This is a genomic window from Clostridium puniceum (assembly GCF_002006345.1).
In the GTDB taxonomy this organism is placed as follows: Bacteria; Bacillota; Clostridia; order Clostridiales; family Clostridiaceae; genus Clostridium; species Clostridium puniceum.
The window spans coordinates 1-16030 of the sequence record NZ_LZZM01000245.1 but is presented as its reverse complement, the minus strand read 5'-3'; the positions used below and the strand labels follow the sequence as shown (position 1 = coordinate 16030).

The following is a 16030-nucleotide window of genomic DNA, read 5'->3' as shown; positions in this document are numbered from 1 at the left end:
ATTAGATATATATGTTGAAACTAGAAAGTTACATAAATATACAGGCGTGAATTTTATAAAAGAATCATTTTGCAGCATGTATAGTATAAAAATAATATATTAAAAATACCCTATAGAGTAAACAAAAAATTTACTCTATAGGGTATTTCAATATTTTGAAGGGACAGTAGATAGTTTTGTGTAAAAGCAAAACTATCTACTGTCCCATTTTGAAGAATAATTTTTAACTAAATAGTGCTACAAAAACTAAAGTTAATGTACTTACAAGCTTTATAAGCACATGGAGTGATGGTCCAGCAGTATCCTTAAATGGATCACCAACTGTATCACCAACTACACTAGCCTTGTGAGCTTCAGAATTTTTACCACCATGTTCTCCTAGTTCTATAAGTTTTTTAGAATTATCCCATGCACCTCCACCATTATTTAGGAATAGAGCCATAATAACACCAGTAATAGTGGTTATCATTAGAAAACCAGCAGCAGCTTCTTTTCCAAGAACTACTCCAACTATTATAGGAGCAGAGATTACCAATATTCCAGGAAGTATCATTTCTTTTAAAGCTCCCTTAGTAACAATATCAACACAACTAGCATAATCTGGCTTTGCTCTTTCTTCCATTATTCCAGGAATTTCTTTAAATTGTCTTCTAACTTCTAATATTACATATTGAGCAGCCCTACCAACAGCTTTTATTGCAGTAGAACTAAATAAGAATACAATCATAGCACCTATAAAACCACCAATAAATACTTCAGGTTTTCCTATATCAACTGCAAACCAAGAGTCTAAAGGTATACCAAGTATCCTTTTAACTTCATCTAAGTAAGCAGAAAATAATAAGAAGGTTGCAAGAGCTGCTGAGCCTACTGCATAACCTTTTGTTAATGCTTTTGTAGTATTGCCACAAGCATCTAATCTGTCAGTTATTGTTCTGATTTCTTCAGGGGCACCAGACATTTCTGTAATTCCACCAGCATTATCAGTTATTGGACCAAAGGTATCCATAGCAAGGATATATGTGCAAGTTGAAAGCATTCCCATAGTAGCAATTGCAGTACCATATAAACCTGCATTTGACACTCCAGGTAAAGCTAGAGCGGCTAATTTATAAGAAACAAATATGCACAAGGATATAAATATTACTGGTAAAGCAGTAGATTCCATACCTACAGATAGGCCAGTTATTATGTTAGTTCCAGCGCCAGTTTCACAAGAATCAGCTATATCTTTAACAGGTTTATGAGTTATTGAAGTATAATAATCAGTAATAATTACAAATATATAACTTAGGAATATTCCAGCAATGGCACAGCCATATAAATAGAGATAATTCACTTTTGTTCCATTCTCAAGAGTGCCACTTAACATATTTTGAACTACAAAGAATAGGAGTACTACATTTATTAAAGAGGTTACAACAAATCCACCTTTCAATGCTTTCATAGGATCATCATTGTTATTTTTGACTTTAACAAGAAATATTCCTACTATTGAAGCTAAAATACCAAAGGCACGTGATACAAGTGGAAATAATATTCCCTTCCATCCAAAGACAGGATAAAGGGCAACGCCTAGAATCATAGCTCCAACATTTTCAGCGGCTGTGGATTCGAAAAGATCTGCACCTCTACCGGCACAGTCACCAACATTGTCACCAACAAGGTCTGCAATAACAGCAGGATTTCTAGGATCATCTTCTGGAATACCAGCTTCAACCTTACCAACAAGATCTGCACCAACATCAGCAGCCTTAGTATATATACCACCTCCAAGTTGTGCAAAAAGTGCGACAAAGGAGGCACCAAAGCCAAAGCCAACTATGAGAGAAGGGGCTTCCTTTATAAGTGCATCATTACCTGAAATACCTCCATATATAAGGAAAAGTGAAGCAACTCCTAAAAGGGAGAGAGAAGTAACAGCTAGTCCAGTAACAGCACCACCTTTAAGTGCTATTTGAAGAGCATTATTCAACCCTTTTTTTGCACCAGCAGCAGCTCTTACATTTGAATTAACTGCCATATACATTCCGATATAACCAGATAAAGCAGAACAAAATGCACCTGCTATGAATGCTATACCTGTTCTAAAAGATATCAATATAGCAATCCCAGAGCCTTTAGAAGAATTACCGATATAATTACATAATGTAATTAAGAATAAAGTTAGAATAGATAAAATAAAGATTGTCTTGTACTGCCTTTTGATAAAAGCCATAGCACCTTCTTTAATGTAATTTGATATTTCTTGCATTTTATCAGTTCCGGTGTCTTGAGAAAAGGTATACTTAACTAGATAAACGATTACGAAGAGTGAAACAATTATAACCCCATAAATAAGAATAAAATAGGACATCATTTAGACCATCTCCTTTAGTTTAAAAATATAAGTATTGTATACTTATATTATACATCAATATGTTGAGAAAATTACAAAATATTATATTTATTTCCACAATACAGAATAATTATTTTTGAAAATTGATAAACGGAGATTGTTTTAAAAATTTTAAATAGTCTAGGTTTATTTAAAAGGAGTAGAGTAAAAAATAGTATAATGATAAGAATTAAAATTCGTATCAATAAAAATATATTGTTTATCAATAAAAAGATATTGAAATACATAAAGAAAGTTACTATAATAAGAAAGAGGTGAAAAATTATGAAATTAAAGACAGATTCGTTAAGTAAAATTTTATATGTAATTATTGTATTTGGACTTGTTGCATTAACAGGCGTTATTATTGGACTACCTTGGATAATGCCGATTGTATTTAAAGAGAGTGCTTTCTATTCTATAGTAAACCACAATACAATACTTGCATTACTTTATGTAACAGGTATACCAACTTGGATAATTTTATGGATGACTAAAAGGTTGGCTAAAAATATTATAAAACGTGAACCATTTTCAGAAAGTAGTATTTTTAGTTTAAAAGGAATAAGTATTTGTGCAATTATTGTTTTTGTGTGCTATTTATATGCATGTTTATTTTTAATTGCAACTCTTGGAACTATAGTTATTACAATTGGAGCATTTATGGTTTCACTTATTTCAACTATTATTTATAAGCTTGTTCAAGTAGCAATAGAAATACAAACAGAAAATGAGCTAACTATATAGATATTAAAAAGAAATAGTGTCCTCAAATTAAATGAATAGAATAATAAAGCTTGGGATTAAAATTTATTTACGGAGATTAGAAGAGGTGATATAGATGTCTATAATAGTTAACTTGGATGTTATGTTGGCAAAAAGAAAAATGAGTATGAATGAACTCTCAGAAAAAGTTGGAATTACACTTGCAAATTTATCTATATTAAAAAATAACAAAGGAAAAGCTATTAGATTTTCAACATTAGATGCAATATGTGAGGTATTAGAGTGTCAGCCAGGTGATTTATTTGAATATGTGAAGGAAGACTAAAAAATTTTTATTAAAGCAGATTTCTGTAGTATAAGTTAACAGAACAATCAATATAAGTAGAATGAAGGAGTAATTGGATGAAAGAACAAGATGTGAAATCAATTATTGGAATAGCCATTGGAGCTATTCTATTTATGGAACTTTTAATCTTTGGAGGATGGGGGATTGCTGTACCTATTGCGGTAATTATTTATTATATTTTAATGTTATGGCAAAGTAAAATATTGGGTATTAAGCAAAACATTAAAAATAATATACTTTTAGTACCCATAGGCTTGACAGCTTTGTGTTTTGCATTCTTTGATAATATGTTACTGAAATTTCTCAATGTATTGTTTTTGTATGGGTTAATTATTCTAAATACAAGTCAACAATTTGGAGTTAATCCTTATGAAAATTTATCGTTTAAAGGGTTTTTAGAGATAGTTCCTTTAGGAATATTAAATCCAATAAAGAACATGGGAAAACCTATTAATATAATTAAAGAACGAATAAATAATGGAACTAAGGATTCTAATAGTGTAGTTTTAAAAGTTTTCATAGGATTTTTAATTGGACTACCTATAATATTTATAACTACAATACTTTTAATGAATACTGATGTAGCATTTAATAGCATAATATTATTGATAATAGAAAAATTTAATTTTGATTTAGGATGGATATTAAGAAGAGTAGTCGTCTTTATAATTATATTTTTTCCATTGTATAGCTTTTTTTATGGAATTAGAAATAAAAAGGAGAAGATAGATGAGCAAAAAGAAAAAAATAGAACACAAATATTTGATTTTACTATAGTTATTACAGTCACTAGCTCTCTTTGCATTGTGTATATTATTTATTGCTTATCGCAAATTACTTATTTTATATCAGCATTTAAAGGAATCTTACCAGCAGATTATACTTTTGCAGGATATGCTAGAAAAGGATTTTTTGAATGTATTCCTTTAGGAATTATAAATTTGCTTTTAATTATAATATTAACGTTATTTACTAAAGTTGAAGGGAATAAGAAGAAGGGCAATGCTATTAAAGGGGGCACTTATTACCTTGTAGCATTTACTTTATTTTTAGTGATTTCAGCACTTTCAAAAATGTGGCTTTACATTAGTGCATATGGAATTACGATTATGCGTGTTTATGTATCTTGGTTTTTAATTGTTAGGTGTATAATTTTATTGCTCATTGGGATAAAAACATATTATAGTAAGTTTAAACTTACTAAGAATATATTTATTGGTTTTACAATTATGTTTTTAGGGTTAAATTATGCAAATATTGATTATAAAATAGCAGAATATGATGCAGAACTTTATATAGTAGACCAGGTGGATACACTAAGTGCATTTTATCAATTAAGTGATTCAGCTTTGGGATCTCTTATAAAGATAGAGACTGATGCCATTAAACCAATATTAAAGAAATATGAAACTAGAATATATAGAAAAACAAAGTGGCAAGAGTGGAATCTGCCAAATTATAATGGAAAGAAGATACTTGAGAATAAGGAATGAATCAAAAAAATACCTATAGAAGGACTTTTAATTGTCTATTCTATAGGATATTTTTGTTGTAGTATATTTTTTTAGATACAGATGTGTTTGTGAAATTAATATTTATTGGAGTCTAGAATTTTGGATTTATTTCTTCACTTTGAATTCTTTTTAAATCCTTTAATCTTAAATGAGTTTTTTCCATAATAACATCAAAAGACTCACCATCAATTATCATCTTTTTAGCTATATCATGTACTGAATTATTTTCTTTATTTTCCATAAATTTAGACCTCCTTAATATTTTTAGAGATACTTATTTTGTCCTATATAAAAAAATGTATACCTATTGTAAGTATATCTATGGATTTTACATCAATTTTACATCAATTTTACATGAATAGAACAATAGTTTAACTTCATAAGTCTACTATTATAAATAGTAAAAAAGATAATATATTTCAATTTTATCTAGAGAGTGTGGAAGAATGGCTTTGAATGTATCTATTAGATAACTTTAGGTAATTATTTAGAAAGGATGTGTAGTATAGGACGTGGAACTTTTAAAAGATAATTTATATACGGAAAATTATAAGGATTATGAATTTGAAGAGTTTTATAACATAATTAAGACTACTAATATAAAGTCGCTTTTTCAACCTATTATTTCGCTTACAGATGGTACTGTAATGGGATATGAGGCGTTAAGCAGAGGTCCACAAAATTCCTATATGCAAAATCCAGAGGTGCTTTTAAAGATTGCAAAGAAATGCAATAAGTTATGGGAATTGGAGGAGTTATTTAGATCAAAAGCATTAGAAAACATTTGTAAGAAAAAATTAGATATTAAAATATTTCTAAATATTAATCCACAAATAATTAATAGTTTAAAATTTAAAGATTCCTTTACGAGAGAATATTTAAAAAAATATAATCTAGATTGTGAAAATATAATTTTTGAAATAACAGAAAGAGATGAAGTTACAACCATAAGTAGCTTTATAGAAACTATTGAATATTGCAAGAATCAAAATTATCAGATAGCTATTGATGATGTAGGTTCAGGACATTCAGGGCTTAATAGAATATGTCATGTTAAGCCACACTATATAAAGTTAGATATGGAACTTGTTCGTGATGTAGACAAAGATTCAACTAAACAGGCTATAATTAAGAGCATGTATGAGTTTTCAAAACTAACAGAGGCTAATTTGATTGCAGAAGGAATAGAAACAGAAGCAGAACTTGAGACACTTATAGATATTGGAGTTCAATATGGACAAGGATATTTTATTCAAAGACCTCAAGAAACTATAATTCCAATTAAAGATGAGATTATCCATACAATAAAGACAATGAATATAAAGGAAAATGATCAATATGGATATAATATAGCCAATGTTTATATTAGTAGTATATCAAAGAAGACAGAATCACTAAAGTCAGAAGTATTAGTATCTAATGTTGATTCTAAATTTAAAAAAAATCAAGAGTTATTAGGAATTTGCATAGTAGATGATGGTGAAGTAAAAGGTGTTGTTACAAGAAATTCATTTTACAGCAAATTAGGGTCACAATATGGATATAGTTTATATTCATCTAAAGCTATATCTAATATAATGAATACAAGCTTTTTAAGCGTTGATTATAAGGTTCCAATTGATATGGTTATAAAACTTGCAATGGCAAGAACAAAAGATACCTTATATGATTTTGTGACAGTAACTAAAGACTCTAAATATTATGGAATAGTAACAATAAAAGATTTGATTGAAAAGACAATTGAAATAGAGGTAGATAATGCTAGGCATTCAAATCCATTAACAGGGCTTCCTGGCAATGTAATAATTGAACAAACACTTGAAACGTGTATTTCTTCAAATGAAAAATATTGTGTATTATATTTTGACATTGATAATTTTAAACCTTATAACGACGTATATGGGTTTGAAAATGGAGATAAAATAATAAAATTTTTAGCAAAAGCAATAAATTCTAATATTTCGTCAAGTGATTTTATTGGGCATATCGGTGGTGATGATTTTATTGCAGTAGTTTGCTCCTGGGACGTAGAAAAAGTATGTGAAAGAATAATAAGGGATTTTAAGTTACTTGCATTAGAATGTTATGAGGAAAGAGATTTAAATAATGGATATATAACAGCTCAAAATAGGCACGGTATAGTTGAAAAATTTCCCTTAGTTTCAGTATCTATTGCTGGTATAACCAATAAGAGAAGAGAATTTGCAAGCATTTATGCCTTAGCCAAAGAATCAAGTAAGTTAAAGAAGAAATGTAAACAAAATAGTGGAAGCTGCTATATAATATTGTAGCTGATTTAAAATATAGTAACTAATATCTAAAGCATAAAGAAATAAGTTGCAAATCTAATTTTTTAGCAAAATCAAGTTATTCTAACTTGACCTTGAAATATATTATTTTTGAATATAGATTATGTAAATAAGACTTATTAGAGAAATGATGAATTTAAATTTCACAAATAAAAACCATGAATACAATAAAGAATTTTGTATTCATGGTTCTATTTTTAATATAATTTTTCTATGTGCTTGGCATAACATATTTACTTACAATAAAATAGTATAAATATTTAATTGAAAAATAAACTAAATATTATTCACCAAGATAAGCACTCTTAATACTTTCATCATTAAGAAGAACTTGTGCATCACCAGATTTAACTATATTACCAGTTTCAAGGACATAAGCTCTATGTGCAATAGCAAGTGCCATATTAGCATTTTGTTCAACTAGTAGTATAGTTGTGCCTGACTTATTGATTTCAACGATTGTATCAAAGATATCTTTAACAACAAGAGGTGCAAGTCCCATTGAAGGTTCATCTAGTATAAGCATTTCTGGTCTGTTCATTAATGCTCTTCCTATTGCAAGCATTTGCTGTTCACCACCAGAAAGTGTACCTGCATGCTGTTTTATTCTTTCTTTTAATCTTGGAAATTTAGAAAATACCATTTCCATATCTTCCTTAATTCCAGCTTTATCTTTTCTTAAATAAGCACCTAATTCTAGATTTTCTAAAACTGATAATTGAGGAAAAACTCTTCTTCCTTCTGGAACATGTGAAAGACCTAGGGAAACTATTTTATTAGCAGGAATTTTATTTAATTCTGAATTCTTGAAAGTAACTGTACCTGATTTTAATGGTTGTAATCCTGATATAGCTCTAAGTGTTGAAGTTTTACCAGCTCCATTAGCACCTATTAAAGTTACTATTTCACCTTGATTTACTTCAAGGGAAATATCTTTTAATGCATGAATTACGCCATAATATAGATTAATGTTATCTACTTTTAGCATTTTTTAAGCCCCCTCTCCAAGATAAGCTTCGATTACCTTAGGGTTATTTTTAATTTCTTCTGGAGTACCTTCAGCAATTTTCTTTCCATAGTCAAGAACAGCTATTTTATCGCAAATTCCCATAACTAGCTTCATATCATGCTCTATTAAAAGAATTGATATATGAAATTTATCTTTAATCCAATTTATAAGCTCCATAAGCTCTACTGTTTCCTGAGGATTCATACCAGCAGCAGGCTCATCTAATAATAATAAAGATGGTTCCGCTGCAAGAGCTCTTACGATTTCGAGCTTTCTTTGTTCTCCATAAGGAAGATTACTAGCTAATTCATCTTTTTTTGTATCAAGAGAAAAGACTTTTAAGAGTTCAACACTTTTCTCTATAATCTCAGCTTCTGTTTTTGTAAACTTAGGAGTTCTAAATATAGAATCAAAAAGAGAATAATTTATTCTATAGTTAAAACTAACTTTAACATTATCGAGAACAGTAAGGTTAGAAAATAGACGAATATTTTGGAAAGTTCTAGCTATCTTCTTTTTTGTAATATTATAAGGCTTAAGTCCTTGAATTTTCTCACCAAGATAAGATATAGTACCTTCAGTTGGAGTATAAACACCAGTTAGCATGTTAAATACTGTAGTTTTACCAGCCCCATTAGGTCCTATAAGTCCAACAATTTCTTTTTCGTTTATTGTAAGATTAAAATCTGAAACTGCTTTTAATCCACCAAAGACAATTGATAAGTTTTGAACATCTAACATTAAATTAAGCCTCCTTTCTGTCCTTTGATTTTTTATTAGGGAATATATTTTTTATTATATTAAGAGATACTTCCTTATCTCCAAATAATCCTTCAGGTCTAAATATCATAAGTAATATTAATGCCAATGGATATATAATCATTCTAAAATCGCCCATGCTTCTTAAAAGTTCTGGTAAGAAAGTTAATACTGTAGCAGCAATAACTGAACCAGATAATGATCCCATACCACCAAATACAACAAAAGTTAAATAATCTATTGATTTGTTAAAATCGAAAGAATCAGGTTTTATATATCCAGCATAGTGAGCATAAAGTCCGCCAGCAAGTCCAGCGAAAAATGCAGCTATAATAAATGCCATCATTTTATATTTAAATGCATTGATGCCCATAGATTCAGCAGCTATTTCATTTTCACGAACAGAAAGCATTGCTCTACCCTGAGATGAATTAATAATATTTTTTATTACAATAATGCTAAGTACCATGAATATAAAAGCAACTGTAAAGGTAGTTTTTATTGGTATTCCTGTAAATCCACGAGCACCTCCAACCACATTGATATTCATAATGATTATTCTAATGATTTCGCCAAAAGCTAAGGTAGTTATTGCAAAATAGTCTCCTGTAAGCTTTAATGTAGGATATCCTATTAAAGCCGCAAATATACAAGCAATCATTGCACCAATAAATATTGAAGCAACAAATGGCATACCCGCTTTTTGACTCATTAATGCTGAGATATAAGCTCCTATAGACATAAATCCAGCATGACCTAAACACAATTGACCTGTAAATCCAACTATTAAGTTTAATGATACAGCCAATATAATATTAATTAAGGAAAAAGTAATAATTCCTTTATAATATGAGTTAATAACATTTGCACTAATTAAGCCAAATAGAACTGCGTATGTAATCAGAACTCCTAAGATGATAGTAATGGTCTTCTTATTAAAAAAATTCTTCATAATTAACACCTACACTTTCACACTGATCTTTTTACCTAATAGACCAGCAGGCTTAATTAAAAGTATTACAATTAAAATTGCAAAAACAATTGCATCTGAAAAGTTTGTTGATATATAAGCTTTAGAAAAAGTTTCAAGTAATCCAATAGCAATTCCACCAACAAGAGCTCCAGGTATACTTCCAATTCCACCAAGTACTGCGGCAACAAATGCTTTAAGTCCAGGCATAGCTCCCATATAAGGAGTAATGCTAGGGTAAGATATTGCAACTAAAACTCCAGCTATACCAGCTAAAGCAGAGCCTATAGCAAATGTAAGAGAGATAGTGTTATTAACATTTATACCCATGAGAGAAGCGGCTTCCATATCTTGAGAAGATGCTCTCATAGCCTTTCCCACTTTTGTTTTGTAAACAATAAATTGAAGCAAAATAACAAGAAGTGCAGAAACTCCAAACATTAATATTGTTTTAACTTCAATTTGAATAGATCCTATATTAATACTCCCAGCATTAATTAAATCAGGAAATGGCTTTGGATTAGATCCAACTAATAATCTCATAGCGTTTTGCAAGAATAAAGAAACTCCAATTGCTGTAATAAGTAAAGCAATTCTTGGAGAATTTCGTAAAGGTTTATAAGCAACCTTTTCTATAATTATTCCTGATAAGGCTGAAACTGCCATTGCAACCAATAATGTCGGTATTAATGGTAATTTTAGTGTTGAAGCAGAATAGAAGCCTGCGAAGGCTCCTATCATATATATTTCACCATGAGCAAAATTTATTAATTGTATTATTCCATATACCATTGTATATCCTAATGCTAAGAGGGCATATACACTGCCTAAAGCTAAACCGTTAATAAGTTGTTGTAAAAATTCCATAGTATATCCTCCTCCATGTTAAAATATTAAGAGTTAACTTTATCAGCTAAAGCTTTTTTATTTCCATCAACTTTTATAATAGCAGCACTTTTTATAGCACTTCTATCACTACCAAATTTGATGTTACCAGTAACGCTGTTCATTTCCATTCCGGCTAAAGCATCTTTAATAGCAGCACCATCTGTTTTGCCAGCTTTTTCGATTGCTTTAACTAAAATTTTAGAAGTATCATATGAAAGAGCAGCAAAAGCATCTGGTTCTTTATTGTATTCTTTCTTGTAAGAATCAACAAATGTTTTTACAGCGGCATCTTGGTCACCAGAGTAATAGTGATTGATGTATAGTGCTCCATTTACAGAATCGCCACCAATCTTTGTTAATTCTTCTGATTCCCAACCATCTCCGCCAAGAAACTGTGATGTTATTCCCATGTCTCTAGCTTGCTTAGCAATAAGACCAACAACATTGTAGTAATCAGGTAACACTATCACATCTGGATTTAAAGTCTTAATTTTAGTTAATTGAGCTTTAAAATCAGTATCTTTATCATTGTAAGTAAGGAATTCACCAACTGTTCCACCAGCACCTTCAAATTTTACTTTAAAGCTATCAGCTATTCCTTTTGAGTAATCTGAACCAGAATTGTATAATACAGCAGCTGTTTTATACTTCAATGTTTCACTAGCATATTTACCAAGAACGTCACCTTGGAAAGAATCAACAAAACAACCTCTGAACATATAATCACCACCAACTTTTGTTATTGTTGGTTCTGTAGCAGTTGGAGTAATCATTGGTATTTGTTTTGATGTTGCATTTGGAGCAACTGCAAGTGTTGCACCTGATGTAACAGGTCCTAATATTGCAGATACCTTTTCAGAATCAACTAATTTATTAAAAGCTTGCATTGATGAATTTGGATCAGCTTGATCATCTTCAAAAATAAATTCAATTTTTTTACCGTTAATGCCCCCTGCGCTGTTAACTTCTTTTTCTAATAATTGAGCCCCTTCTTTTACGGAAATACCATAAGTAGATGCTGCACCAGATAATGGTCCTATAGCTCCTATTTTAATTGTATCCCCTGTGGAACTGCTTGCCCCTGATCCAGAATTTCCACTGCAACCAGCAAGTAATGTAATAGCCATTACAGAAGCTAAAACTCCTGAAAGTAAAGTCTTTTTCATAATTATCCTCCTCTTTTAAAACAAATCAAAATGTTAATATGATAATTTGATTAAGAAAATAAGAATATATTAATAAATTATCATATTATGAATGCTTATATTATTGATATAATATCATATCGAATAAGGAACTACAAGAATGATATTTAATATTTTATATTAAATATAATAAAAAAGTGTCTGAAAACAGTATCACCATGTTAAATAACTTACATAATAAAGTTCTAGTTGAAAAATATGTAGTAAATACTAAATTAGGAGGGAAATAAAAATATTTATATTATGAAACTTCATTTATGTTTTTAGTTTTCATCATATGTAAGATGATTAGTAATAATATATAATCTACTATAAGGATACTTAAATTGATATATTAGCTGAATTTTACCTTATATAAATGTGTTATAATACTATAATTGTTTATATTCAAGGAAACAAAATATAATAGTATTAAAAAATTGGCAACTGCAATAATATGAATTATCATGTTAGATATAAAATATTTTTATATTGTAAATTACAAAAAGGACAAAGAATTAATATAATAATAAAATTAAATATATTAGAAAGTGAAGAGGTTGAAATAAATTGAATAAAAATTTAAATATAAAAAATGTAAATATTAATAGAAAGTACTTTTACTCTATTAATTATCCCACATTTGAAGAAGAATTATGTAAGATGGAAATGAGCTGTCTTTTCAACGAAATTCCTGCTGAAAAATATATATTTTCAGATTATTCTATTAATCCATCAAGAAGTCCATTTATAAAAGATAAAATTTCAATAATATATGAAGAGGATTCACTGGAGAAAATATTACAAAGGATTGCACAGGATCGATTATCATATGATGACTTTAAGGTTTGCTATATAAAAGTTGAAAATGCGAATATAACTTATGAAGAAAGACTTACAAGTATTAGTAAGATAGGTTTTGTTATAATAGGAGAACCTAGAATGCATAACCCAAAAGTTATGATTGGAGTAGCTAAGGTAAATGGCATATGGATATTAGGGGAATATGAAAGAAATGATTATCAATGGCATATTCATGATAAGAAACCTTATTCATATTCAAATTCATTGAGTTTAAGAGTTGCTAGAGCACTAGTTAATATAGCAGTTGAAAATGATTTAGATTGTAGATTAATAGATCCATGTTGTGGAGTTGGAACAGTTGTTATTGAGGCTCTTTCGATGGGAGTTAATGTAAGAGGATACGAAATTAATAGACATATAGCAGAAAATGCCCAAAAAAATGTGGAGTTTTTTGGATATAAAAATGTAATAGTAAGCGGTGATATGCATACTATAGAAGAAAACTATGATGCGGCTATAATAGATTTACCATATGGTTTATTTACTGCAACAACTCTTGAAGAACAAATAGCTCTTATGAAAACAGCTCGTAGAATTACAAAGAAATTAGTTATAGTTACTTTTGAAGACATGGATAAGCATATTATTAATTCAGGGTTTAAAATCACTCAAAAATCCTATGTTTGTAAAGGCAAATTTAAGAGATATATAAATATTTGTGAATAGAAAAATTAAATAAGAGCAACAGGATATGTATGGATACATTTGCAATGTATCCATACATATTTTATTATATAAACAGTTTGAAAAGGGGGATTATAAATGGAAAGAAAATCAGTAAACAAAAATCTTGCTCAAATGTTGAAGGGCGGAGTAATCATGGATGTAACTAATAAGGAGGAAGCAATTATTGCAGAAAAAGCTGGAGCATGTGCAGTAATGGCACTTGAAAGAGTTCCTTCTGATATAAGAAAAGAAGGTGGAGTAGCTAGGATGTCAGATCCTAAAATGATAAAAGAAATTCAAGCAGCTATTTCAATACCAGTTATGGCAAAGGTTAGAATAGGACATTTTGTAGAGGCGCAAATTTTAGAAGCACTAAATGTTGACTTTATAGATGAAAGTGAAGTACTTACGCCAGCAGATGATAAATATCATATAAATAAAGAAGATTTTAAGATTCCATTTGTTTGTGGAGCAACTAATATTGGGGAAGCATTAAGAAGAATTGGTGAAGGTGCATCAATGATAAGGACTAAGGGGGAAGCAGGAACTGGAGATGTAGTTAATGCTGTTACCCACATGAGAACAATGAATGATCAAATTAAAGAGATACAAAAAGCATCAAAAGAGGAACTTATGACTATAGCTAAAAATTATGGTGCACCATATGATTTGGTTAAATATGTATGGGAAAATGGCAAGCTTCCAGTAGTCAATTTTGCAGCAGGTGGAATTGCAACTCCAGCAGATGCAGCACTTATGATGCAATTAGGAAGTGAAGGAGTATTTGTAGGATCAGGTATCTTTAAATCGGATAACCCAGAAAAAAGAGCTAGAGCAATAGTTCTTGCAACAACATACTATAATGATCCTAAAAAATTAGCAGAGGTTTCAGAAAATTTAGGTGGCGCTATGAGTGGCATAAATTCAACAGAAGCAGCTACAAAGTATGCTGAAAGAGGATGGTAAAATGAAAGTCGGAGTTTTATCATTCCAAGGTGGTGTAATTGAACACTTAAATCACATAAAGTTATTAGGGCATATTGGTATTGAAGTAAAAAAAGAAGAAGACTTAAATGATATTGAAGCCATAATACTTCCAGGAGGAGAAAGTACTACTATTGGTAAGCTTCTTAAGGTGACCGGATTAATAACACCATTAAAGAAAAAAATAAAAAGTGGATTGCCTACTTGGGGAACATGTGCAGGAATGATATTATTAGCAAATGAAATAGAGGCACAAGAAGAAAAATATCTTGAGGCCATGGATATTAAAGTAGAAAGAAATGGATTTGGAACTCAAATAGATAGTTTTAAAATTCGTAAGGGAATTAAAGAAGTGTCAGATAAAAATGTTGAACTTGTTTTTATTAGAGCACCATATATTACAGAAGTTAAAGAAACTGTAGAAATTTTATGTGAGGTAGATAATAAGATTGTAGCAGCTAAACAAAAAAATATTATAGTTACAGCTTTTCATCCGGAATTAACAGACGATTTAAGTTTTCTAAGCTATTTCTTAAAAAGCACTCCAGGAGAAATTTAAATAATTAAGATTTATATATTATGATTTAGCTAAGCATTCGAATTTTAATATAATGAGTGAATGCTAGTGTAAGGATTGTAATTATAAAATTAATTACAATATATATATGAAAAGAGTTGGAGGTTATAATTTGATATGATACGAAAATTTGTATCCTAATTTTATAGTAAGCAACTCTTTTTAAAAGAATTATTTGCAGATATTTAATTTTGCTATTGCTAACATTTACATGAGAAAAATAACTTAAATACAAATAGCTTTATAGTTTCATTTTGCTATACAGTTAAAATTAACTATAATTATATATAGTAAAAATTATAGTTTTATGTAGTATAAATTAATAATGTTGAACAATATTAATTATAAAAATGTAGAATCAATTAAGGTGAAATAGTTGATTTGTACGGTTTGCAACCCAATAACTATACCTGGTGTATCAATAATAGAAAAAAGTAGAAATATAAAGAATACTAGCGCATTATAAATTTAAAATCGACAAAAGGTGAATTTTCTAATGATCAGCATAAGTTTATATGTTAAGATAAAACACGTCGCTAAGACATGTAAACAACTTAAGAGAATCTGAGAAAAACCTTTTGAAAAAAGAGTTTGAAAGATTAAAAAAAGTTGTTGACAATATCAAAATCAAGTGATAAACTAAGTAAGTCGCTTGAGGGTGACAGCAAAAAACAAAAAGTTACAACGAAAGTTGTGAAAGTAAATGGTCTTTGAAAATTGAACAGAATATATAAGTACATTTAAGTAAACCAGCAATTTTTATTTGAGTAAGCTAAGATTAAACTTTTAATTGAGAGTTTGATCCTGGCTCAGGACGAACGCTGGCGGCGTGCTTAACACATGCAAGTCGAGCGATG

Annotated in this window: 14 protein-coding genes and 1 rRNA gene; 8 read left to right on the top strand and 7 right to left on the bottom strand. The window is 29.5% G+C overall.

Features of this window, described 5'->3' with window-relative positions:
- Window positions 1-223: 223 nt before the first annotated feature.
- Complete coding sequence (locus tag CLPUN_RS26435) at window positions 224-2359, bottom strand: sodium-translocating pyrophosphatase (RefSeq protein WP_077850171.1); 2136 nt, start codon at window positions 2357-2359, stop codon at window positions 224-226.
- A 303-nt stretch (window positions 2360-2662) separates the two neighbouring features.
- Here CLPUN_RS26435 and CLPUN_RS26430 point away from each other — a divergent pair, with 303 nt between their 5' ends.
- From CLPUN_RS26430 to CLPUN_RS26420, 3 genes are all read left to right on the top strand, one after another.
- A complete protein-coding gene (locus tag CLPUN_RS26430; RefSeq protein ID WP_077850170.1) occupies window positions 2663-3124 on the top strand; it encodes a DUF2975 domain-containing protein in 462 nt (153 codons plus the stop codon).
- Window positions 3125-3218: 94 nt separating this feature from the next.
- The gene (locus CLPUN_RS26425; RefSeq protein WP_077850169.1) at window positions 3219-3428 is read left to right on the top strand and encodes a helix-turn-helix domain-containing protein; all 210 of its coding nucleotides are present in this window, start codon (window positions 3219-3221) and stop codon (window positions 3426-3428) included.
- Window positions 3429-3505: 77 nt separating this feature from the next.
- Complete coding sequence (locus CLPUN_RS26420; protein ID WP_077850168.1) at window positions 3506-4942, top strand: DUF4153 domain-containing protein; 1437 nt, start codon at window positions 3506-3508, stop codon at window positions 4940-4942.
- Window positions 4943-5054: 112 nt separating this feature from the next.
- On the opposite strand, the gene CLPUN_RS28320 is transcribed toward CLPUN_RS26420, so the two are convergent.
- On the bottom strand, window positions 5055-5204 hold the full coding sequence (locus CLPUN_RS28320) for a hypothetical protein (RefSeq protein WP_198944418.1): 150 nt from the start codon (window positions 5202-5204) through the stop codon (window positions 5055-5057).
- Between the two features lie 271 nt (window positions 5205-5475).
- Between CLPUN_RS28320 and CLPUN_RS26415 the strand changes: the two genes are divergently transcribed.
- The gene (locus CLPUN_RS26415; RefSeq protein ID WP_077850167.1) at window positions 5476-7254 is read left to right on the top strand and encodes a GGDEF domain-containing protein; all 1779 of its coding nucleotides are present in this window, start codon (window positions 5476-5478) and stop codon (window positions 7252-7254) included.
- Between the two features lie 301 nt (window positions 7255-7555).
- Here CLPUN_RS26415 and CLPUN_RS26410 read toward each other — a convergent pair whose 3' ends face one another.
- The 5 genes from CLPUN_RS26410 to CLPUN_RS26390 are packed head-to-tail and all read right to left on the bottom strand — an operon-like array spanning window position 7556 to window position 12064.
- Window positions 7556-8260 carry an ABC transporter ATP-binding protein gene (locus CLPUN_RS26410; RefSeq protein ID WP_077850166.1) on the bottom strand — a complete coding sequence of 235 codons (705 nt, stop codon included), beginning with the start codon at window positions 8258-8260 and terminating at the stop codon, window positions 7556-7558.
- Window positions 8261-8263: 3 nt separating this feature from the next.
- Window positions 8264-9022 carry an ABC transporter ATP-binding protein gene (locus CLPUN_RS26405; protein ID WP_077850165.1) on the bottom strand — a complete coding sequence of 253 codons (759 nt, stop codon included), beginning with the start codon at window positions 9020-9022 and terminating at the stop codon, window positions 8264-8266.
- Between the two features lie 4 nt (window positions 9023-9026).
- Entirely contained in the window at window positions 9027-9992 is a 966-nt protein-coding gene (locus CLPUN_RS26400) for a branched-chain amino acid ABC transporter permease (RefSeq protein WP_077850164.1), read from the bottom strand.
- Between the two features lie 9 nt (window positions 9993-10001).
- On the bottom strand, window positions 10002-10877 hold the full coding sequence (locus CLPUN_RS26395; protein WP_077850163.1) for a branched-chain amino acid ABC transporter permease: 876 nt from the start codon (window positions 10875-10877) through the stop codon (window positions 10002-10004).
- 26 nt (window positions 10878-10903) lie between these two features.
- Window positions 10904-12064, bottom strand: coding sequence for an ABC transporter substrate-binding protein (locus tag CLPUN_RS26390; protein ID WP_077850162.1), 1161 nt, complete (start codon window positions 12062-12064; stop codon window positions 10904-10906).
- Window positions 12065-12652: 588 nt separating this feature from the next.
- Between CLPUN_RS26390 and CLPUN_RS26385 the strand changes: the two genes are divergently transcribed.
- The 4 genes from CLPUN_RS26385 to CLPUN_RS26370 form a co-directional block, all read left to right on the top strand.
- Window positions 12653-13612 (top strand): TRM11 family SAM-dependent methyltransferase, encoded by a 960-nt coding sequence (locus tag CLPUN_RS26385; RefSeq protein ID WP_077850161.1) that lies wholly within the window; start codon window positions 12653-12655, stop codon window positions 13610-13612.
- Window positions 13613-13708: 96 nt separating this feature from the next.
- On the top strand, window positions 13709-14578 hold the full coding sequence (gene pdxS / locus CLPUN_RS26380) for a pyridoxal 5'-phosphate synthase lyase subunit PdxS (protein ID WP_077850160.1): 870 nt from the start codon (window positions 13709-13711) through the stop codon (window positions 14576-14578).
- Between the two features lies 1 nt (window position 14579).
- Window positions 14580-15155 (top strand): pyridoxal 5'-phosphate synthase glutaminase subunit PdxT, encoded by a 576-nt coding sequence (gene pdxT, locus CLPUN_RS26375; RefSeq protein WP_077850159.1) that lies wholly within the window; start codon window positions 14580-14582, stop codon window positions 15153-15155.
- An 804-nt stretch (window positions 15156-15959) separates the two neighbouring features.
- Window positions 15960-16030, top strand: a 16S ribosomal RNA gene (locus CLPUN_RS26370); the annotation flags it as partial.